The sequence below is a fragment of the Streptomyces sp. NPDC107498 genome, from assembly GCF_055582805.1.
On the sequence record NZ_JBVJPE010000001.1, the window covers coordinates 576,620 to 595,024 of the forward strand.

The 18,405-nt window shown below is 73.0% G+C and carries 22 protein-coding genes; 4 read left to right on the forward strand and 18 right to left on the reverse strand.

What is annotated here, in order from left to right:
* Positions 1-14 precede the first annotated feature (14 nt).
* From ACZ66Z_RS02735 to ACZ66Z_RS02745, 3 genes are all read right to left on the reverse strand, one after another.
* Complete coding sequence (locus ACZ66Z_RS02735; protein WP_469932136.1) at positions 15-728, reverse strand: GvpL/GvpF family gas vesicle protein; 714 nt, start codon at positions 726-728, stop codon at positions 15-17.
* A 4-nt stretch (positions 729-732) separates the two neighbouring features.
* On the reverse strand, positions 733-1,170 hold the full coding sequence (locus ACZ66Z_RS02740) for a gas vesicle structural protein GvpA (protein ID WP_469932137.1): 438 nt from the start codon (positions 1,168-1,170) through the stop codon (positions 733-735).
* A gap of 70 nt (positions 1,171-1,240) precedes the next feature.
* Positions 1,241-1,543: a gas vesicle protein GvpO gene (locus tag ACZ66Z_RS02745; protein WP_469932138.1), complete on the reverse strand. Its 303-nt coding sequence runs from the start codon at positions 1,541-1,543 to the stop codon at positions 1,241-1,243.
* 233 nt (positions 1,544-1,776) lie between these two features.
* On the opposite strand from ACZ66Z_RS02745, the gene ACZ66Z_RS02750 reads away from it, so the two are divergent.
* Positions 1,777-2,055 (forward strand): GlsB/YeaQ/YmgE family stress response membrane protein, encoded by a 279-nt coding sequence (locus ACZ66Z_RS02750; protein ID WP_469932139.1) that lies wholly within the window; start codon positions 1,777-1,779, stop codon positions 2,053-2,055.
* Positions 2,056-2,069: 14 nt separating this feature from the next.
* Here ACZ66Z_RS02750 and ACZ66Z_RS02755 read toward each other — a convergent pair whose 3' ends face one another.
* The 8 genes from ACZ66Z_RS02755 to ACZ66Z_RS02790 form a co-directional block, all read right to left on the reverse strand.
* Entirely contained in the window at positions 2,070-2,510 is a 441-nt protein-coding gene (locus tag ACZ66Z_RS02755; RefSeq protein ID WP_469932140.1) for an FhaA domain-containing protein, read from the reverse strand.
* Complete coding sequence (locus tag ACZ66Z_RS02760; protein WP_469932141.1) at positions 2,507-2,653, reverse strand: hypothetical protein; 147 nt, start codon at positions 2,651-2,653, stop codon at positions 2,507-2,509. Before ACZ66Z_RS02760 ends, ACZ66Z_RS02755 begins: the two co-directional genes overlap by 4 nt.
* Before the next feature lie 188 nt (positions 2,654-2,841).
* Complete coding sequence (locus tag ACZ66Z_RS02765) at positions 2,842-3,420, reverse strand: hypothetical protein (protein ID WP_469932142.1); 579 nt, start codon at positions 3,418-3,420, stop codon at positions 2,842-2,844.
* A complete protein-coding gene (locus tag ACZ66Z_RS02770) occupies positions 3,417-4,592 on the reverse strand; it encodes an ROK family glucokinase (RefSeq protein WP_469932143.1) in 1,176 nt (391 codons plus the stop codon). The genes ACZ66Z_RS02765 and ACZ66Z_RS02770 overlap by 4 nt, the downstream gene beginning before the upstream one ends.
* Positions 4,593-4,629: 37 nt before the next feature.
* Entirely contained in the window at positions 4,630-5,424 is a 795-nt protein-coding gene (locus tag ACZ66Z_RS02775; protein ID WP_469932144.1) for an ATP-binding cassette domain-containing protein, read from the reverse strand.
* Positions 5,421-6,476 (reverse strand): ABC transporter permease, encoded by a 1,056-nt coding sequence (locus ACZ66Z_RS02780; protein WP_469932145.1) that lies wholly within the window; start codon positions 6,474-6,476, stop codon positions 5,421-5,423. Before ACZ66Z_RS02780 ends, ACZ66Z_RS02775 begins: the two co-directional genes overlap by 4 nt.
* Entirely contained in the window at positions 6,473-7,492 is a 1,020-nt protein-coding gene (locus tag ACZ66Z_RS02785; RefSeq protein ID WP_469932146.1) for a sugar ABC transporter substrate-binding protein, read from the reverse strand. The genes ACZ66Z_RS02780 and ACZ66Z_RS02785 overlap by 4 nt, the downstream gene beginning before the upstream one ends.
* 85 nt (positions 7,493-7,577) lie before the next feature.
* Entirely contained in the window at positions 7,578-8,297 is a 720-nt protein-coding gene (locus ACZ66Z_RS02790; protein WP_469932264.1) for a GntR family transcriptional regulator, read from the reverse strand.
* 153 nt (positions 8,298-8,450) lie between these two features.
* Here ACZ66Z_RS02790 and ACZ66Z_RS02795 point away from each other — a divergent pair, with 153 nt between their 5' ends.
* A complete protein-coding gene (locus ACZ66Z_RS02795) occupies positions 8,451-9,446 on the forward strand; it encodes a Gfo/Idh/MocA family protein (protein WP_469932147.1) in 996 nt (331 codons plus the stop codon).
* 88 nt (positions 9,447-9,534) lie between these two features.
* Here ACZ66Z_RS02795 and ACZ66Z_RS02800 read toward each other — a convergent pair whose 3' ends face one another.
* The 3 genes from ACZ66Z_RS02800 to ACZ66Z_RS02810 form a co-directional block, all read right to left on the reverse strand.
* Entirely contained in the window at positions 9,535-10,713 is a 1,179-nt protein-coding gene (locus ACZ66Z_RS02800; protein WP_469932148.1) for a cytochrome P450 family protein, read from the reverse strand.
* A gap of 17 nt (positions 10,714-10,730) precedes the next feature.
* A complete protein-coding gene (locus ACZ66Z_RS02805) occupies positions 10,731-11,405 on the reverse strand; it encodes a response regulator (protein WP_469932149.1) in 675 nt (224 codons plus the stop codon).
* 77 nt (positions 11,406-11,482) lie between these two features.
* Positions 11,483-12,694 (reverse strand): sensor histidine kinase, encoded by a 1,212-nt coding sequence (locus ACZ66Z_RS02810; RefSeq protein ID WP_469932150.1) that lies wholly within the window; start codon positions 12,692-12,694, stop codon positions 11,483-11,485.
* Between the two features lie 146 nt (positions 12,695-12,840).
* Between ACZ66Z_RS02810 and ACZ66Z_RS02815 the strand changes: the two genes are divergently transcribed.
* Positions 12,841-13,062: a hypothetical protein gene (locus tag ACZ66Z_RS02815; RefSeq protein WP_469932151.1), complete on the forward strand. Its 222-nt coding sequence runs from the start codon at positions 12,841-12,843 to the stop codon at positions 13,060-13,062.
* 19 nt (positions 13,063-13,081) lie between these two features.
* Here ACZ66Z_RS02815 and ACZ66Z_RS02820 read toward each other — a convergent pair whose 3' ends face one another.
* Both ACZ66Z_RS02820 and ACZ66Z_RS02825 read right to left on the reverse strand, forming a co-directional pair.
* Positions 13,082-13,438, reverse strand: a complete 357-nt coding sequence (locus ACZ66Z_RS02820) for a hypothetical protein (protein ID WP_469932152.1) — start codon at positions 13,436-13,438, stop codon at positions 13,082-13,084.
* 11 nt (positions 13,439-13,449) lie between these two features.
* The gene (locus tag ACZ66Z_RS02825; protein ID WP_469932153.1) at positions 13,450-14,382 is read right to left on the reverse strand and encodes a DMT family transporter; all 933 of its coding nucleotides are present in this window, start codon (positions 14,380-14,382) and stop codon (positions 13,450-13,452) included.
* Positions 14,383-14,647: 265 nt separating this feature from the next.
* Here ACZ66Z_RS02825 and ACZ66Z_RS02830 point away from each other — a divergent pair, with 265 nt between their 5' ends.
* Positions 14,648-15,388 (forward strand): SDR family NAD(P)-dependent oxidoreductase, encoded by a 741-nt coding sequence (locus ACZ66Z_RS02830; RefSeq protein WP_469932154.1) that lies wholly within the window; start codon positions 14,648-14,650, stop codon positions 15,386-15,388.
* Positions 15,389-15,633: 245 nt separating this feature from the next.
* On the opposite strand, the gene alc is transcribed toward ACZ66Z_RS02830, so the two are convergent.
* Both alc and allB read right to left on the reverse strand, forming a co-directional pair.
* Entirely contained in the window at positions 15,634-16,749 is a 1,116-nt protein-coding gene (gene alc / locus ACZ66Z_RS02835) for an allantoicase (RefSeq protein ID WP_469932155.1), read from the reverse strand.
* A 1-nt stretch (position 16,750) separates the two neighbouring features.
* Positions 16,751-18,085: an allantoinase AllB gene (gene allB / locus ACZ66Z_RS02840; RefSeq protein WP_469932156.1), complete on the reverse strand. Its 1,335-nt coding sequence runs from the start codon at positions 18,083-18,085 to the stop codon at positions 16,751-16,753.
* Between the last annotated feature and the right edge of the window lie 320 nt (positions 18,086-18,405).

Below are 18,405 nucleotides of genomic sequence, written 5' to 3' on the forward strand. Positions count from 1 at the left end.
CCCCTCGCCTCCCCCTAGACGAAGCTGTACGGCGGCAGCGGTCCGGTGAGGGTGAAGTCGTACGCGTCCCCGCACCGGTCGGCCTCGGCCCGCACGGCCCGGACGAACTCGTCCGTGTGCTCGGCCGGGACCAGGAACGAGGCGTTGAGGAAGTGGTTGCCGCCGACGCCGGCCACCGCGGAACGGGTCGCCGCCCCGCCCAGCCGGGTCACGATCTCCTCGGCCTCCCGCTCGCCCCGGGTCGCGACCTCGCGCGAGACGAGCTCTCCCAGGGCCACCCGGTCCTCGTGGGTGCCGGCGCCGCCGCGGGTGCGCTCGTTGAGCTCCCGGGCCTGCTCGGAGTCGGTGAGGACCGCGCGGAGCATGTCGTTCTCGTCCCTGCCGGCCTTGAGGTTGTACTCGACGTGGCCGTCGAGCTCGGCGAGCCGCTGCCGGTACGCCGGTTCCTCGCGGTCCAGGACGTCGGCGACGCGCTCGTCGTCGGGGCCGAGCAGGCCGAAGCGCATCGGCAGGGTCGCCCCGTCGGACATGAGCGACTCCAGGACGTTCTGATGGGCCATGACGTCGCGCCGCTTGGCCCGCAGGCCGGGAGGCGCGTCGCTCACGACGGCCGTCAGCGTCTCGGTGCGGACGGTGCGCAGGGGTGACGGCGGGTCGCCGACTCCCTGGAGACCGTCCAGGCGCAGCGGGTGCTTGGCGTCGGTGATGGCGTAGACGTACGTGGACAAGGTGTTACTCCTCTCGCTTCCGGGCCGTCTGGCGGCTGGACGTCGACTTGCGGGCCGGGCGCCTGGAGGACTCCTCCTCGGGCTCGTCGCGCTTGCCCTGCAGCGTGTCCGTGAAGGCCTCGACGGCGCCGCTCAGTGCTCCTTTGGACTTGCCCTTGGCACCGCTCTCGGTCATCTCACCGACGATGTCGGTGAGTTGGGTGGGCGCCTTGCGACCGGATTCCAGGTCGAGGCGGTTGCACGCCTCCGCGAAGCGGAGGTACGTGTCGACGCTGGCCACGACCACCCGGACGTCGATCTTGAGGATTTCGATTCCGACCAGGGAGACGCGGACGAACGCGTCGATCACGAGCCCTCGGTCGAGAATGAGTTCGAGCACGTCGTAGAGATTGCCCGAGCCACTGCCACCGGCCGTGGTGTTGCCCTGCTGGACGAGTGTCACGATGGAACTCCTTCCGGTGATTGCGCGGGGGCGGCGACGGCCGCGAAAACCCGCCGGTCACCCGTTGGTTTCAGCGGCGGTCGATCTGCCCCCTCGCGTAACGGCGAACGCGTTCGTAGGCGATGAGCCGCCCTTCGGTGTCGAGTTCGACGTGGTAGGTCGCCATGACGCTCATGGTGTCGGGGATCTTTTCGAGTTCGACCACCTCCACGTCCGCGGTCCAGCCCTCGCTGCTGCCCTTCACCGCCGAGACGGATCCCGGCGCGCACTGGAGCAGGTCCGCGAGCTGGCCGGAGGCGCGGCGCATCGCGGTGGCGATGTCGCAGCGCCCTTCGGCGGCGTCGGCCGTCCCGCTTTTCCTGTCGTCGGTCATGTTCCTGATCTCGCCTCCGTACCCCTGGAAATCGGTCCGGTGAAATTCCCGGCCGCCGAGTGCGGCTGCGGTCCGCGTGCCCCTGCGATCCGAACGTATGCGTGATCCCGGCCGATTCGCCGGGCGGGCGGTGTCGCCGCACGGTTTTCCTCCCGTGGTTTCCGCGCCGAATGCCCCGCCTCCGCACGGGTAGGCGGGCGCGGAAACCACCAGGCCTCGGCGAAAGGGAAGTCATGACGATTTCGGGAGTCCTCAGCGCCTTGGTCGTCGGTGTCGCGGTCGGGCTGCTGGGCCGTCTCGTCCTGCCCGGAAGACAACACATCGGCGTCCTGTGGACGGTTGTCGTGGGAATCGCCGCGGCGCTGCTCGGGTCGTTGGTCGCCGCCCTCTTCGGGCTGTCGGGCACCCGGGGCGTCGACTGGACGGAGTGCCTGCTCCAGGTCGCGCTCTCCGCCCTCGGGGTGGCGGCCCTGGACCGCGTCCTGGGCGACGTGCGCCCTCCCGGGCACTGAGGACCGCGGCTCGCTCAGCCGCCCTCGGGAAGGTCGCCCTCGGGAAAGGCATCGGCCCGCACGTGGGGCATGGGGCGGCTGGCCACCCGGTACGACTCGCCGGGCGGACACGCGGCCGGGACGACGCGTACGGTCAGCGGTCCCGCCCACTCGTAGCCCTTGCGCTCCCCGTACCGGGCCAGTTCGTCCGTCAGGGACTCGCCCACGCCGCCCCGGCCGCGGCGGGCCAGCTCCTCGTGCACCGCGGCGTCGAGTTCCACCTCGTAGGCGTTCGGTACGACCACTCTGCTCTCGCTGCACACCACGGCGTGGTCGTCGCACTCCTGGTGCAGCGCTTCGACCAGCTCGACGTGTTCGCGGTGGCGGACCTTGGAGAACAGCCTGTTCTGCCAGCGTTCCAGGGCGCGCTCCCATCGCGAGAGCCCTTCTCCCGCCGCGTGCCTGCCGCCCCTCACCGTCGCCCACGCAGCCGTCCGAGCAGACTGCGGGCCTGCGCGCGCGTGCGGGGGTCGGCGGCGGCGCGACGGGCCGTCGCGATCGCCCGCTGTCCCTGCGGACTGCGGGTGAACTGCTTGATGCGGGTGATCAGTCCGGACATGGTTCCTCCTCGGGCCGTGTACGGTCCGCCTGCCCGGAGACGCCGGGAGAATGCCGACGACCTTCGGCGGTGCGCGGAGCGCGACGGTCAACCACCCTGCGGGCGAAGGATTTTGGGGCCGGTCGCCGACGGCGGGCCTTGAGGCCGGTCGTCGGCGGCGGCCGGCCCGCGCCTCCGCGGGGGACGCGTCAGGGGCTCGTGGCGGACACCGCGTACACCCGGGGGAAGGCCGGGTCGGTGAGGTCGACGGTGAGGTCGGTCCGCGGGCGGGGTTCCTCGCGGGTGACGGTGGTGCCCGCCCAGGTCGCGCCGTCGGCGAAGGTCCAGCCGGCGATGTCGGCGTCGCGCTCGCCGACGGTGATCCGGCCCGGGGTGAGCGCGGAGCGGGAGGTCCCGGACTCGGCGAGGAAGGCGTCGAGACCACCGGCGGTCGTCGTGAACTGGACGTACAGCCGGCTGGTCTTCCAGTTGCTGGTCTCGTAGTAGGCGACGCCCCAGGCCCCCGAGGGGATCGGAACCTCGAAGACCCGGCGCTTCATCAGCGAGGGCCAGTTGTCCTGGAGACCGGCCGCCGAGGACTCGCGCTCCTTGTCGCGGCCGCTGTCCCGGCTCTGGCCCGCGGAGATGACGAGGTAACCGGCCGGGATGCCGACGAGGAGCACGATGATGACGGCCGTCAGCCAGCGGCGGCGGATCATGTGCCGATGGTCCTCGGGCAGCCTTTCCTGCGGGGGACGGGGCAGGGTGGACTGGTGGGGCAGGGTCATGAAGGGGGGTCCTCGGGGGTGCGTGCGGCCCGGCCCGAGGTCCCGTTGCGCAGGGCCTGGGCGTAGCGCTCGTACCGTTCGTACCGCTCGACGCGGCGCCGGTTGGCGCGGCGGAAGCGGCGGGCGACGAGCCGGGCGAGGTCGGCGGCGCCGACCATGCCGGCCTCGGGGCCGAGCTGGGCGCGGACGATGCGGGCCTCGGGGCGGTAGCCGCGGCCGGTGAGGTGGCGGCGGAAGGCGTCCCTGGCGGGGCCGATGAGCAGGTCGTCGGCGGCGGAGACGCCTCCGCCGACGACGAAGCAGGAGGGGTCGAGGGCGGCGGCGAGGTTGGCGATGCCGACGCCGAGCCACTGGCCGATGTCCTGGAACAGTTCGACGCACATGGCGTCGCCCTCGCGGGCGAGCTCGGTGATGAGGGGGCCGGTGATCTCGGGGATGTTCCCCTTGACCCGCTCGATGATCTCGTAAGCGACCGGGGAGTCGGCGGCGGCCAGCTCGCGGGCCTCGCGGACCAGCGCGTTCCCCGAGCTGTACTGCTCCCAGCAGCCGCGGTTGCCGCAGGGGCAGCGGTGGCCGCCGGGGACGACCTGCATGTGGCCGAACTCTCCGGCGACGCCGTACTTGCCCCGCTTGACCTGGCCGTCCTCCAGGATGGCGCCGCCGATGCCGGTGCCGAGGGTGATCATGACGAGGTGGTCCTCGCCGCGCCCGGCGCCGAAGCGCCACTCGGCCCAGGCGGCGGTGTTGGCGTCGTTGTCGACCATGACGGGCACGGCGAGGCGGCCCTGGAGGGCGTCGCGGAGGGGTTCGTTGCGCCAGGCGAGGTGCGGGGCGAAGAGGACCCTGGCCCGGTCGGCGTCGACCCAGCCGGCGGCGCCGATGCCCACGGCGTGCACGTCGTGCCGGTCGGAGAGGTCCAGGACCAGCTCGACGATGGTGTCCTCGACGACCTTGGGGCTCTTGGACTTGTCCGGGGTCTCCGTGCGGAGCTTCTCCAGGATGTTGCCGTCGGCGTCGACGACGCCGGCCATCACCTTCGTACCGCCGATGTCGATGCCGACGGTCGGCACCCGGGGCGCCGTCAGGTGGGAGCGCCGCTCCCGGCTCCCGACGGTCCGCAGCACGGTCCCGCGGGCGGATCCCCGGTGGGCGAGGTCACGGTAGGTACTCATCGGCTCCGATTCTGCCAGGTGGGGTGTGAAGGGGCCGTTATGCGCCGGTCGGCCGCTCCAGCTCGTGGCGCAGGTCCTCCAGCTCGCTGCCGCCCGCCATCTGCCGGGTCAACTCGTCGAGCGTGACGGAGTCCTTGGTGTGGCTCGCGGCCATGACGCCCCGCTTGAGGAGGACGAAACGGTCGCCGACGAGGTAGGCGTGGTGCGGGTTGTGGGTGATGAGGACCACTCCGAGACCTTCGTCGCGGGCGGCCGCCACGTACTTCAGGACGACCCCGGACTGCTTGACGCCGAGCGCGGCGGTCGGCTCGTCGAGGACGAGGACCTTGGCGCCGAAGTGGACCGCGCGGGCGATGGCCACGCACTGGCGCTCGCCGCCGGAGAGGGTGCCGATGGGCTGGTCGACGTCACGGAGGTCGATGCCCATGCGCAGCAGCGCCTCGCGGGTCGTGGTGCGCATCAGCTCGACGTCGAGCCGCTTGAGCGGGCCCCTGCCCTTCGTGGGTTCGGAACCGAGGAAGAAGTTCCGCCAGACCGGCATGAGGGGGACGACGGCGAGGTCCTGGTAGACGGTGGCGATGCCCCGGTCGAGGGCGTCGCGCGGGTTGGCGAGGGCGACCTCCTCGCCCTCGATGCGGAAGGTCCCGGCGTCGTGCCGGTGGAGGCCGGCGACGATCTTGATGAGGGTGGACTTGCCGGCGCCGTTGTCACCGAGGACGCAGGAGATCTCGCCCGCGCGGACCTCCAGGGAGACCCCTTCGAGGGCCCGGATGTTGCCGTAGTACTTGCTGACGTCGTCGAGCTCGACGAGCGCGGGGGCCGCCGTCGTCACTTGGTCGCCTCCACGCGCTTGCGGATCCAGGCGTTCAGCAGGGTCGCCAGGAGGAGCATCGCTCCCAGGAAGAACTTGAACCAGTCGGGATTCCACTCGGCGTACACGATGCCCTTGCTGGTCATGCCGAAGATGAGGGCGCCGACCGCCGAGCCGATGGCCGAGCCGTATCCGCCGGTGATCAGACAGCCGCCGATGACGGCCGCGATGATGTAGATCAGCTCGTTCCCGACGCCTTCGCCCGACTGGACGACGTCGAAGGAGAGGAGGAGGTGCTGGCCGGAGATCCAGGCGCAGAGGGCCACGCCCATGTAGAGGCCGATCTTCGTGCGGTGGACGGGGACGCCGACCGCGCGGGCCGCGTCGGCGCCGCCGCCGACGGCGAAGATCCAGTTGCCGAAGCGGGTGCGGAGCAGGATCCAGGTGGCGAGCGCGACGAGGCCGAGCCACCACAGGATGGTGACCTTGAACTCGACGCCGCCGATCGTCGCCTCCGAGGCGAAGAGCTTCCGCGCGGAGGGGAAGCCCTCCATGTCGGCGATGGTCTTGGTGGAGACGGTGCCGCTGATCAGCTTGGTGAGGCCCAGGTTCAGGCCGGTCAGCATGAGGAAGGTGCCGAGCGTGATGATGAAGCTGGGCAGCTTGGTGCGGGTCAGCATGAAGCCGTTGAAGGCCCCGATCGCCAGGGTGACGAGCAGCGAGACGCCGACGCCGACCCAGACGTTCGCCGTCATCTGGTAGCTGAACATCGAGGAGACCAGCGCGGAGCTGGTGACCAGGACGCCGGCGGAGAGGTCGAACTCGCCGCCGATCATCAGCAGGGCGACCGGGACGGCCATGATGCCGATGGTGGAGGCCGCGTAGAGGACCGTGCCGAGGCTGGAGGGCCTCAGGAAGCTGTCGGCGACCACCGCGAAGAAGGCGAAGACGGCGATCGCGCCGACGACCGAGCCGAGCTCGGGGCGGGCGAGCAGCTTCTTCAGGGGGGTGGTGCGCAGCAGCCGTTCGTCGACGTGGTCGACACCGTCCGACGGCGGGGCGGTGGAGCTCATCGGGTGCCCCGATCCGCGTACCGCTTGAGCGCGGCGGCCTGGTCCCCGGTGATGATCTGCGGGCCGGTCAGGACCGGCTTGCCGCCGCCGAGGACGTCGGCGTTGTAGCGGTACAGCCAGAGCAGGTCGACGGCCTCGTAGCCCTGGAGGTAGGGCTGCTGGTCGACGGCGAAGCCGAGGGTGCCGGCCTCCAGGGCGGTCGCGACCTTGGCGTTGAGGTCGAAGGTGTCGACCTCGGCCTTGCTGCCGGCGCCCTTCACGGCCTGGACGGCGGTGTCGGCGAAGGGGGCGCCGAGGGTGATGACGGCGTCGACGTCCTTGTCGGACTGGAGCTTGGCCTCGATGGAGGCCTTGACGTCGGGCATGTTGGTGCCGTCGACGTACAGGTTCACCAGCTCGCCGCCGAAGGTCTTCTTCACGCCGGCGCAGCGCTGCTCGTGGCCGACGTTGCCCTGCTCGTGCAGGACGCAGAGGGCCTTCTTCCTGCCCCGCTTGTCGAGTTCCTCGCCGACGGCCTCGCCGGCGACCGTCTCGTCCTGGCCGATGTGGGTGAGCGCGCCGTACGCCTCGGACTGCTCGGCGCCCGAGTTCACGGTGATCACCGGGATGCCGGCCTTGACGGCCTTCTCGACGGCGGCCTTCATGGCGTCGGGCTTGGCGAGGGTGACGATCAGTCCGTCGACGCCCTTGGCGACGTACGAGTCGATCAGCTGCGCCTGCTGCTGCGCCTCGTCGTTGTGGGCGTAGAGGAAGTTGACGTTGTCCTTGACCGCGGCCTGTTTGGCGCCCTTCTGGACGATGTCCCAGAAGGTGTCGCCGTCGCCCGAGTGGGTCACCATCGCGAAGGTCCACCGGGGGGTGTCGACGGCCGCCCTGCCCTGGGCCTCGGCCGCCCTGCGGGCGTCCTCCGCGCGCTTTCCGCCGGTGCTGCTGCACCCGGCGAGCGCCGCGGTGAGTGCGAGGGCGAGCACGGCGCCGACTGCGGCGCGTACCCCTCCTGTCCGAAGCCTGGTCACGAGGCCGTGCCCTCCTTTGTGTCCTTCTGCGTGCATTGCAGTATCGGTCATGCGGGTCGTGGCGCTCGTCGGGGGGTGCCCCGGGTCACGGGCGGACCATCAGCTGGAACTCGAAGGAGTAGCGGGTGGCCCGGTACAGGTGGGAGCCGTACTCGACGGCGCGTCCGGTGTCGTCGAAGGTGACGCGCTCCATGGTGAGCAGCGGCGCGCCCTCCGGTTCGTCGAGGAGCGCGGCCTCCTCGGCGGTCGCGGCACGGGCGCCGACGGCCTGGCGGGCGCTGTGCAGGGTGAGCGCGGCGGAACGGAGCACGCGGTAGAGGCCGGTGGCCTCCAGGCGTTCGGTGTCGGCGTCGACGAGGCCCGCGGGCAGGTGGTTGCACAGGTACGCCATCGGCTCGCCGTGCGCGGTGCGGAGCCGTTCGAGGTAGTGGACCTCGGTGCCCTCGGGCAGGCCGAGGGCGGCCGCGACCGGTCCCGCGGCGGGTTGGAGCCGGTTGACCAGGACCCGGGTGGCGGGGCGCTGTCCGGCGGCGGCGAGGTCGTCGTAGAGGCTGCTCAGCTCCATCGGGCGGCGGAGCCTGCCGGGCATGACCTGGGTGCCGACGCCGCGGCGGCGGACCAGGAGGCCCTTGTCGACGAGGGTCTGGATGGCCTGGCGGACGGTGGGCCGGGAGAGGCCCAGGCGGGTGGCGAGGTCGATCTCGTTGCCGAGGAGGGTGCCCGGGGCGAGCGTCCCGTTCTCCACGGCGCCCTCCAGCTGCTGGGCGAGCTGGAAGTAGAGCGGGACCGGACTGGTGCGGTCCACGGAGAGCGGGGGCAGGGGGGAGCCGGACTGCTTGGGCACGGGGGGAGCGTAGCCCGGGGCGCCGGTGACCGGAAGCTGATGACGGGAAGTCGTGACGTCCGGTTGTCCTGACAAATCCTTGACAGTCGGGCCGCCCGCCTCCACGGTGGGGCCATGCGCATCGGACTGATCGGTACGGGACGGATCGGGAGTTTCCACGCGGGGGTGCTGGCCCGGCATCCGCAGGTCGAGTCGCTGGTCCTGGCGGACGTGGACGCCGTCCGGGCGGCCGCGGTGGCGGGGACGCTCGGCGCGGAGGCGGCGCCGGACGTGGACGCGTTGCTCGGGCACGCCCTGGACGCCGTGGTGATCGCCTCGGCGACGGCCGCGCACGCGGAGCTGATCGCCCGCGCCGCCCGGGCGGGCCTGCCGGCCTTCTGCGAGAAGCCGATCGCCCTGGACGTGCCGGGGACGCTGGGGGCGCTCGACGCGGTGGCGGAGGCGGGGACGGCGCTCCAGCTGGGCTTCATGCGCCGCTTCGACGCGGGGTACCGGGCGGCGCGCGAGGCCGTGCGGTCGGGGCGGCTCGGCCGGCTGCACACCGTGCGGGCGGCCACCTCCGACCCGGAGCCGCCGCCCGCCACGTACCTGCCGCTCTCCGGCGGCCTCTTCCGCGACTGCCTCGTGCACGACTTCGACGTCGTCCGCTGGGTGACCGGGCGGGAGGTCGTCGAGGTGTACGCGACGGGCTCGGACGCCGGCCCCGCGATGTTCCGGGAGGCGGGTGACGTGGACACGGCCGCGGCCGTGCTCACCCTGGACGACGGCACGCTGGTGACGGCGACCGCGACCCGGTGCAACGGCGCGGGGTACGACGTCCGCATGGAGCTGGCGGGCGAGCGGGACCAGATCGTGGTGGGCCTGGACGACCGGACCCCCCTCGCCTCGGTGGAGCCGCAGGGCCCGCCCGCCCCGGGCAAGCCCTGGCCCGGCTTCCTGGAGCGGTTCGCCCCCGCGTACGAGGCGGAGCTGGACGCCTTCGTACGGCTGGTGCGCGGCGAGGCGCCCAACCCCTGCGACGGCCGGGAGGCCCTGGCGGCGCTCCGGATCGCCGAGGCGTGCGAGCGCTCGCGCCGGGAGCGGGGTCCGGTGCGGGTCGACTGCTTCTAGGGCCTGTCGATCGGGCCGCATCGGGGAGCGGCGGCACCGGGCGCCGCGAGCCCGGCCCGACCGGCGGGACGCCCCCTGGGGGGTGTCGTCACCAGCGGACGGGGAGCCGGCGGACGCCGCGCATCAGGAGGCCCGGCAGCCATTCCCAGGGCGCGCCCTCGGGGTCGAGTTCCAGCCGGGGGAAGCGCTCCAGGAGCGTCCGGAGGGCGATCCTGCCCTCCAGGCGGGCGAGCGGCGCGCCCAGGCAGTAGTGGATGCCGTGGCCGAAGGCGAGGTGGCCCCTGGTGTCGCGGCGGATGTCGAAGCGGTCGGGCTCGGGGAAGCGGGCCGGGTCCCGGTCGAGCGCGCCGATCCCCACCAGGACGCTCTCTCCCGCCGGGACGACGGTGTCGCCGATGGTGACGGGCTCCCGGGTGAAGCGGAAGGTGCCGGTCTCCACCGGTCCGTCGTAGCGCAGGGACTCCTCGACGGCCCCGTCGAGGAGGTCCGGGTCGGCGCGCAGGGCGGCGAGCTGCTCGGGGTGGGTGAGCAGGTTGCGGACGGTGTTGGAGATCAGGTTGACGGTGGTCTCGTGGCCGGCGATGAGCAACAGGTAGGCCATGGCGCGGAGTTCGGGCCCGGAGAGCCGGTCGCCGTCCTCGGCGCGGGCGGCGATCAGGCCGGAGAGCAGGTCGTCGGCGGGCCCGGCGGCCCGCTTGTCCTCGATGAGCCCGTCGAGATAGCCGCCGAAGCCCTCCAGGGCGTCGAGGATGCTCCGCTCACCGGTCGGGGTGACGAGCTCGTTCGACCAGCCGCGGAAGGTGTCGCGGTCCTCGGCGGGGACGCCGAGGAGTTCGCAGATGACGGTGATCGGCAGCGGGAAGGCGTAGGCGTCGACGAGGTCGGCGCGGCCGGCCGGTTCCATGGCGTCGGCGAGTTCGTGGGTGAGCCGTTCGATGCGGGGGCGCAGGCCCTCGACCCGGCGGCCGGTGAACTCCGCCGTGACCAGGCGGCGCAGCCGGGTGTGGTCGGGGGCGTCCGCCGAGAGGAGGTGGACACCGATGACGTCCTCCTCCGGGGGCCGGACGCCGGTGACGGAGGAGGACTTGGCGAGCCGGGGGTCGGCGAGCGCCGCGCGCCCTTCCTCGTGACCGACGACCAGCCAGAACCGGAAGCCGTCGGGCATCCGCACCTCGTGGACGGGCCCTGCTTCACGGAGCTTCGCGTAGAAGGGGTACGGGTTCGCGGTGAAGTCCGCTCCGTACTCCCCCAGTTCGATGACGGACATCGAAGCAGACTATCCGACTAGTCTCCGTCGGTCCCGTCCAGCAGGCCCGCGTCGTGCACCAGGAGCGCGATCTGGACGCGGTTGTTGAGGCCGAGCTTGGCGAGGATCCGGGAGACGTGGGTCTTGACCGTGGGGACGCTCATGTACAGCTCGGCGGCGATCTCGGCGTTCGACCGGCCGTGCCCGACGGCGGCGGCCACCTCCCTCTCGCGGTCGCCGAGTTCGGCGAGGCGCCCGGCGGCCGTGGCGCGTCGCGGTGGCTGTTCCGGACGCTCCGCGACGTGGGTCATGAGCTGGCGGGTGACGGCCGGCGAGAGGACGGGGTCGCCCGCGGCGACCCGGCGGACGGCGGCGACGATCTCCGCGGGCGGGGTGTCCTTGAGGACGAAACCGGCGGCGCCGGCCCGCAGGGCGCGCAGCACCTGTTCGTCGGCGTGGAAGGTGGTGAGGACGACGACCTCGGGGGCGCCGGGGCGGGCCCGGAGCCGCTCGGTGGCGGTGAGGCCGTCCACGTGGGGCATGCGGATGTCCATGAGGACGACGTCCGGGGCGTGCCGGTCGACGAGTGCGGGGACGTCCCGGCCGTCGGCGCCCTCGCCGACGATCTCGAGGTCGTCGGCGCCGCCGAGCATGAGGGTGAGGCCCGCGCGGACCAGGGGGTCGTCGTCGACGACGATCAGCCGGATGGTCATGGGGGCCACGGTAGCCGCGCGTACGGCGGGGGCGGGTCGGAAGGTCATGCCGACCACGGCAGGGGGCGGCCGGAAGGTCACGCCGGCCACGGCAGCCAGGCGTGCAGGGCGAAACCGCCGTCGGGGGCCGGGCCGTGCTCCATTCGGCCGCCGGCGAGGGCGGCGCGTTCGGTGAGGCCGATGAGTCCCTGGCCGGAGCCGGGGACGTGGGGCACCGGGCCCGCGGGGGCCGGGTTGCGGACGTCGACGGTGAGGCCTTCGCCGGGCCGGCCGCGCACGGTGACGGTGACGGGGGTGCCGGGGGCGTGCTTGCGGGCGTTGGTGAGGGCCTCCTGCGCGATGCGGTAGACGGTGCGGCCGGTGGCGGCGGGCACCGCGGCCGGGTCGTCGACGGTGGTGTCGAGGACGACCTCCGCACCGGCCGCGCGGGACTCGTCGATCAGCGCGTCGAGGGTGGCGAGGGTGGGCTGGGGCCGGTCGCCGTCGCCGTTCTCGCCGGGGGCGCGCAGGACGCCGATGATCTCGCGGAGGTCCTGGAGGGCTTCGTGGGCGCTGTCGCGGATGACTCCGGCGGCGCGGGCGATCTGCTCGGGCGGGGCGTCCGGCCGGAACTCCAGGGCTCCGGCGTGCACGCTCAGCAGGGTGAGCCGGTGGGCGAGCACGTCGTGCATCTCGCGGGCGATGGCCTCGCGGGCGAGCCGCTGGGCCTGGGCGGCGCGCAGTTCGGCCTCGGCCTCGGCCCGGCGGGCCCGCTCCCTGAGGGCTTCGACGAGCTGGCGCCGGGAGCGGACGAGCATGCCCCAGGCGGTGACGAGGAGGATGAGGACGGCGCCGAGGGCGACGGACAGACCGGCGTTGGTGGTGGGATCGGGGCGGACGAAGACCTGGGCGACCGAGGTGGCGACGGCGAGCGCGCCGATCCAGGCGACCTCGCGGAAGGGACGGCGCACGGCGACGCTGAACAGGCTCGCGAGGAGGGCTCCGGCGGCGGTCGGGGCCACGACGTTCGCCAGGGCCAGGGCGACGGGGAGCCCGACGGGCCGGCGGCGGCGCAGCCACAGGGCGCAGCAGGCGGCGGCGCCGGCCAGCTGGTCGAGGAGCGTGACGGTCTCGCTGGTGTAGTCCGCGCTGGTGTCGGCGGCGAGGAGGCCGACGAACGCGGCGAGGAGGAAGAGGGAGGTGTCCACGATCCAGTCGCGGAGGGTACGGCGGGGCCGGGCCGCTCCGGTCCCGCCCGGTTCGACCAGGTGGGAGGGGAGCAGCCAACGCTGCCGGTCCGTACGAGTCACGTCCGCAAATGTACGCAGGCCGGGCCCGGTTCGACGGGCGTACGGGCCGTCGGGCTACCGGAGTCGTCGAGGTCGATACTTTGGTATCGGCGGCGATGGACGACCGGCGGACGCGACCGGTCGGCCCGCCCCGCCAGGATCGGATCATGAAGAGATTTCTCGAGGGCCTCGGAGTCCTGCTGCTCGTGGCCGGCGTCGCCGGGGTGATCCGCGAGCTGACCGGCGGCTGGTTCCACTTCATGGGCCTGACCCGGTTCCTCACGGAGAACGTGGGGTTCCTGGAGGGCCGCGAGTTGTTCACGAACGTCGTCATCGCGGTCGTCGGACTGGTCCTCGCGATGGCGGGAGGGCGCATGGCCAAGGCCTGAGGGAGCGGTTCCCCTGCGGTCAGGCGCTCGCGCGGTCGAGGCGGTTGACCTCGGCCAGGTGCTCGGCCATGCGGTGGGAGACGGCGCCGCTCGTGTAGAGGACGGAGCCGATGACGGCGAAGGGGACGGAGCCGCCGAGCAGGGCGAGCGTCCCGGGCCAGTCGCGGGATTCGACGCAGTCCTCCTCGTGGACGTAGTCGCTGGCGAGGAGGGCGGGGCAGGGGCTGCCACCGCCGTCGGCGTCCTCGTACGGGGTGAGGAGGAGGACGCCGAACCAGACCCAGAGCAGGGCGGCCACGGCGAGCAGGCCCAGGCCCCAGCCCTGGGTGCGTCGGGCGCGGGCGCGGAACGCGTTGTCGTACACGAGTGAACGCATGGTCGAAGAACCTACCCGGCGCCCTTGTCGACCGTGCGGCGGCCCCAACTGGTGCCCGCGAGGACGAGGACCGCGCCCCCGAGGCCGAGGACGCCGGGGCGGTCGCCGGCGAGGGCGATGCCCGCGGCGGCGGCCCAGAGCGGTTCGGTGCCGAGGAGGAGGCTGACCCGGGAGGGCGAGGTGCGACGGACGGCCCACATCTGCACGAAGAAGGCGAAGAGCGTGCAGAAGACGGAGAGGAAGAGGAGCCCGGCCCACTCGCGCGGGCCGAAGTCGAGGGCGACGGCCCAGGGCGGGGCGCCGGTTCCGGGGAGGGCGGCGATGACGGCGAACACGGCGACGGCGGAGCCGAGCTGGACGGTGGTGAGGGAGAGCGAGTCGGCCGACCGGACCGCCTCGATCCGGGACATGGCCAGGACGTGGACGGTGCGGGCGAGGGCGGCGAGCAGCATGAGCAGATCGCCGGCGGAGGGGGCGGTGAAGCCTCCGCCCTGGGTCAGCAGGACGACGCCGGTGACGGAGAGCGCGGCGGCGGCGAGGAAGGCGCGGGGCGGGAGGACGCGGGTGACGGCGGCCTCGGCGAGCGGGGTGAAGATCATGGTCAGGCTGATGATCAGACCCGCGTTGGTGGCGGAGGTGTGGACGACGCCGTACGTCTCCAGGAGGAAGATCCCGCTGAGGATCAGCCCGAGGGTCGCGGCGCCGCGCCACTGGGCCGCGCTCAGGGCCCGGAGCCGGCGCCGGCCGGCGGCGACGAGGACGGGCAGCACCACGGCGAACCGCAGCACGAGGACCGCGATGACGGTGTGGCCGGTGGTGATGCCCTTGGCCGCGAGGTAGCTGGTGCCCCAGACGAGGGCGACGAACAGGACGGGCAGGTCGGTGAGCCAGGCGCGACGCGGGGCGCCGAGGGTCACGGGTGCGGCGATCGACGAAGCTGACATCGCGGGCCGGTTCTCCGACTCTCTGGACGGGGTGGAGACTTCGGCGGCTCGCACTCGGAGCGATCACCGTACCCGGACGGTCCCATGGCGGCTACACCTTTCCTCCGATCCGGGCTTCCCTCGGTCCGGGCCCCCCTCTGCCCGGATCAGCGACCCGCCGTACGCGGGGCGTCGGGGTCGGCGTCTGATTCCTGCCGGTGTCCGGCCGCCCCGCCGACTTTCATGGAACCCGCAACCGGTTGGTGCTTCTCACGGAGGTTTCGGGATGTCCACGATGAACGGCACGGCGGTCCTGGTGACGGGTGGCAGCCGGGGGATCGGCGCGGCGACGGCGGTCCGGCTGGCCCGGGAGGGCGCCGACGTGGCCTTCACCTACGTCCAGGACGAGGTGCGGGCCGAGGAGGTCGCCGGGCGGATCGAGGCGGCCGGCCGCAAGGCGCTCCCCCTGCGGGCCGACGCGGCCGACGCCGGGGACGCGGCGGGCGCGGTGGAGTGGGCGGCGGACGCCCTCGGCCGGCTCGACGTCCTGGTGAACAACGTCGGGGCCGGCGTCCTCGGCCCGTTGGAGTCGCTCTCCCTCGCGGACGTGGACCGGGTCCTCGCGGTGAACGTCCGGGCGGCCTTCCTCGCCTCGCAGACGGCTGCGGCGCGGCTGCCCGAGGGCGGCCGGATCGTCACGATCGGCACCTGCATGACCCAGCGGGTGCCGGGCCCCGGAGGGAGCCTCTACACGATGAGCAAGGCCGCGCTGATCGGCCTGACGAAGGCGCTCGCCCGGGAGCTGGGCGGGCGGGGCATCACGGCGAACATCGTCCACCCCGGTCCGGTCGACACCGACATGAACCCGGCGGACGGACCGTACGCGGAGGGGCAGGCCGCCCTGACGGCGCTCGGCCGCTTCGGCACCCCGGACGAGGTGGCGGCGATGGTCGCCTTCCTGGCGGGGCCCGGCGGGCGGTACGTGACGGGCGCCGAGTTCTCGGTGGACGGCGGGCACGCGGCGTAGGGCTCGCGCGCGGGGCCCGGCGAGCGAGCCGGAGGACGCCGCCGGGGGAACGGCCCCGAGCGCGCGGAGCCCCCCGAGGAACGAGGGAGGCGAGCACGGTCGGGGCCGTGAGCCCGGCTCCGGGCGCCCTGAGGCGAGCCGAGCCCTCGAAAAGGGTGGCGCGAGGGCGCACCGGTGCTGTCGGGTCGGTGCGCCCTCGCGGGCCGGGCGGGGTGTCGTGCCCGCCCAGTCGGTGGAGGAGCCGGTCAGCCGCCGAGCTCCTGGTGGCGGGCGGTCAGCCGCGCCGTACCGGCCTCCGTGAGGGAGCCGAAGAGGCGGAGGCGGGAGATGCCGCCGTCCGGGTAGATGTCGATCCGGACGCGGGAGCCGACGGCCGGGGCGTCGAGCACGAACCGGTGGTTGGTGTCGGGCTGGAGGCGGGTCCGGGGCAGGATCTCGGTCCACTCCTCCGAGCCCTCGGCCGCGACGGAGAGGGCGGCCCAGCCCGCGCTGTTGCCCTTGAGGTAGGCGGTGTCGATCTCGACGGCGCGGATCTCGGACTCGGCGACCAGGCCGTAGCGGATCCAGTCGTTGCCCTTGTCGCGGCGGCGGCGGGTCTCCCAGCCGTCGTCCATCTTGCGGGAGCGGCCCGGCTGGATGGTGTTGGTGGCCGGGGAGTAGAAGCGGTCCGAGGCGTCCTCGACCTGGCCGCCGTTCTCCAGGGCCGCGAGGTCGAAGGTGCCGAGGACGCCGAGCCACGCCGGGTCCGGGGCGACCTCGCCGTGGACGCGGAGGCGGGCGATGCCGCCGTCGGGGTGCTGGTTGACGCGCAGGTGCGTGAAGCGCTGCTCGACGTCGACGGCGAAGCCGTTGGCGGCGTGGCCGCCGACCGCGGTGCGCGGGACCAGCGTCGTCCACTTCACGTCGTCGGCGAGGAGCTCCTCGGGCGAGGGCGAGCCGGCCACGGAGGCGGCCTCGACGGAGACGGCCTGCGGGTAGTTGCCGCGGAAGTGGGCGGTGTCGACGACGATGCCGCGGACGACGCCGGGCGCGCCGAGGCGTACCAGGGCCCAGTCGTGGTCGTCCTCGGTGGGGTGCGGCTGCCGGGCCGAGACGCCGCGGCGGCGACGGGTCTCCCAGCCGTCCATGATCTTGCCCTTGTGGCCGAAGTGCTCGGGGTCGAACTCGGCGGCCTCGGGCTTGAGCAGGTTCTCGCGCTCGGCGAAGAACTCGTCGTTGGCCGCGATGACGCCCGCGCCCAGGCGCCGGTCCGCGAGGTCCGCGTACTGGGCGAAGGGGAAGTCGGCCGTCCGGTAGTCGGCGTACGGGTCGCCGCCGCCGTAGGGGCTCGCGTCACCGGTGAAGCGGGGTAGGGACGACACGTCAGTTGTTCCTTTCGAGGAGGCGGCCGGAGGGCTCGGCGAGGGTGCCGTGGTCGGCGATCCGCTCGCCGCGCAGCCAGGTGGAGGTGACGACGCCGCTGAGGGTCTTGCCCGCGTAGGCGGTGATCCGGTTGCGGTGCTGGAGCTCGGCCGGGTCGACGGTGAAGGTGGCCTCGGGGGCGAGGACGGCGAAGTCGGCGTCGCGACCGGCCTCGATGGCGCCCTTGCGGGTGAGTCCGGCGAGCCGGGCCGGGCCCTCGGACATCCAGCGGACGACGTCCTCCAGGGTGTGGCCGCGGCGGCGGGCCTCGGTCCAGATGGCCGGCAGGCCGAGCTGGAGGGAGGAGATGCCGCCCCAGGCGGAGGCGAAGTCCGGGGTCTTCAGGTCGGCGGTGGACGGGGAGTGGTCGGAGACGATGCAGTCGATCGTGCCGTCCGCGAGCCCCTGCCACAGGGCGTCCTGGTTCGAGGCCTCGCGGATGGGCGGGCAGCACTTGAACTCGGTGGCGCCGTCCGGGATCTCCTCGGCCGTGAGCGTGAGGAAGTGCGGGCAGGACTCGACGGTGATCTTCACGCCCTCGGCCTTGGCGGCGGCGAGGGCCGGCAGCGCGTCCGAGGAGGAGAGGTGCAGGACGTGGACGCGGGCGTTGAGCCGGCGGGCCTGGTTGATCAGGTTCTCGATGGCCGTGTTCTCGGCGTCCCGGGGGCGGGAGGCGAGGAAGTCGGCGTACGCGCCGCCCGCCCGCTGGGGGGCGGCGGCGAGGTGGTGCGGGTCCTCGGCGTGCACGATCATCAGGCCGCCGAAGCCGGAGATCTCGGCGAGCGAGTTGGCCAGCTGCTCCTGGTCGAGCTCGGGGAACTCCTCGACGCCGGAGGGCGAGAGGAAGCACTTGAAGCCGAAGACGCCGGCGTCGTGGAGGGGGCGCAGGTCCTTGACGTTGTCCGGCAGGGCACCGCCCCAGAAGCCGACGTCGATGTGGGCCTTGCTGCGGGCGACCTCCTGCTTGACGCGCAGGTTCTCCACGGTGGTGGTCGGGGGCAGCGAGTTGAGCGGCATGTCGAGCAGGGTGGTGATGCCACCGGCGGCGGCCGCGCGGGTGGCGGTCCAGAAGCCCTCCCACTCGGTGCGGCCCGGGTCGTTCACGTGGACGTGGGTGTCGACGAGGCCGGGGAGGACGACGTCGTCGCCGACGTCCTCGAGCCGGGCGCCGGCGGGCACCTCGGCGTCGTACGGCAGTACGGCCGCGATCGTCCCTCCGGAGACGGCGATCGACGCCGGGCGCGTCCCCTCGGGGGTGATGACGCGTGTCGAGCGCAGGACCAGGTTGACGTCCACCCGTACCCCTAATCTTCGAGCGATCCGCAGAGAGAGCGGGAATTTCAACGAACTGTTGAAAAGGAGTCTTCACTTCCGAGCGAGGGGTCGTCAAGGGCACACTTCCAGCATCGGCCGCCGGAGGACCCGTCTTAGAGGTTTCCACAAAGTGGAATGGAAATTTCGTACAGTAGAAGGTAGCTCTGCACATGCGAGCCGGACCCGGACCGCTCCGGGCCGTCACCGACACCGGACAAACACCCCCTGACCGGCGCTGACGCCGACACCGGGCCCGTGTGCCCCGACCGGCGGCCCGGTAGGCTGCTGCCTTGCCCGCCTGC

Bases quoted from the DNA above. Each gene is read 5' to 3' on its own strand.
- ACZ66Z_RS02780 (WP_469932145.1), bottom strand. From the start codon at position 6,476: ATGAGCTCCACCGCCCCGCCGTCGGACGGTGTCGACCACGTCGACGAA.
- ACZ66Z_RS02795 (WP_469932147.1), top strand. From the start codon at position 8,451: ATGCGCATCGGACTGATCGGTACGGGACGGATCGGGAGTTTCCACGCG.
- ACZ66Z_RS02745 (WP_469932138.1), bottom strand. From the start codon at position 1,543: ATGACCGACGACAGGAAAAGCGGGACGGCCGACGCCGCCGAAGGGCGC.
- ACZ66Z_RS02750 (WP_469932139.1), top strand. From the start codon at position 1,777: ATGACGATTTCGGGAGTCCTCAGCGCCTTGGTCGTCGGTGTCGCGGTC.
- ACZ66Z_RS02805 (WP_469932149.1), bottom strand. From the start codon at position 11,405: ATGACCATCCGGCTGATCGTCGTCGACGACGACCCCCTGGTCCGCGCG.
- ACZ66Z_RS02760 (WP_469932141.1), bottom strand. From the start codon at position 2,653: ATGTCCGGACTGATCACCCGCATCAAGCAGTTCACCCGCAGTCCGCAG.
- ACZ66Z_RS02825 (WP_469932153.1), bottom strand. From the start codon at position 14,382: ATGTCAGCTTCGTCGATCGCCGCACCCGTGACCCTCGGCGCCCCGCGT.
- ACZ66Z_RS02765 (WP_469932142.1), bottom strand. From the start codon at position 3,420: ATGACCCTGCCCCACCAGTCCACCCTGCCCCGTCCCCCGCAGGAAAGG.
- ACZ66Z_RS02815 (WP_469932151.1), top strand. From the start codon at position 12,841: ATGAAGAGATTTCTCGAGGGCCTCGGAGTCCTGCTGCTCGTGGCCGGC.
- ACZ66Z_RS02770 (WP_469932143.1), bottom strand. From the start codon at position 4,592: ATGAGTACCTACCGTGACCTCGCCCACCGGGGATCCGCCCGCGGGACC.
- ACZ66Z_RS02830 (WP_469932154.1), top strand. From the start codon at position 14,648: ATGTCCACGATGAACGGCACGGCGGTCCTGGTGACGGGTGGCAGCCGG.
- ACZ66Z_RS02820 (WP_469932152.1), bottom strand. From the start codon at position 13,438: ATGCGTTCACTCGTGTACGACAACGCGTTCCGCGCCCGCGCCCGACGC.
- ACZ66Z_RS02800 (WP_469932148.1), bottom strand. From the start codon at position 10,713: ATGTCCGTCATCGAACTGGGGGAGTACGGAGCGGACTTCACCGCGAAC.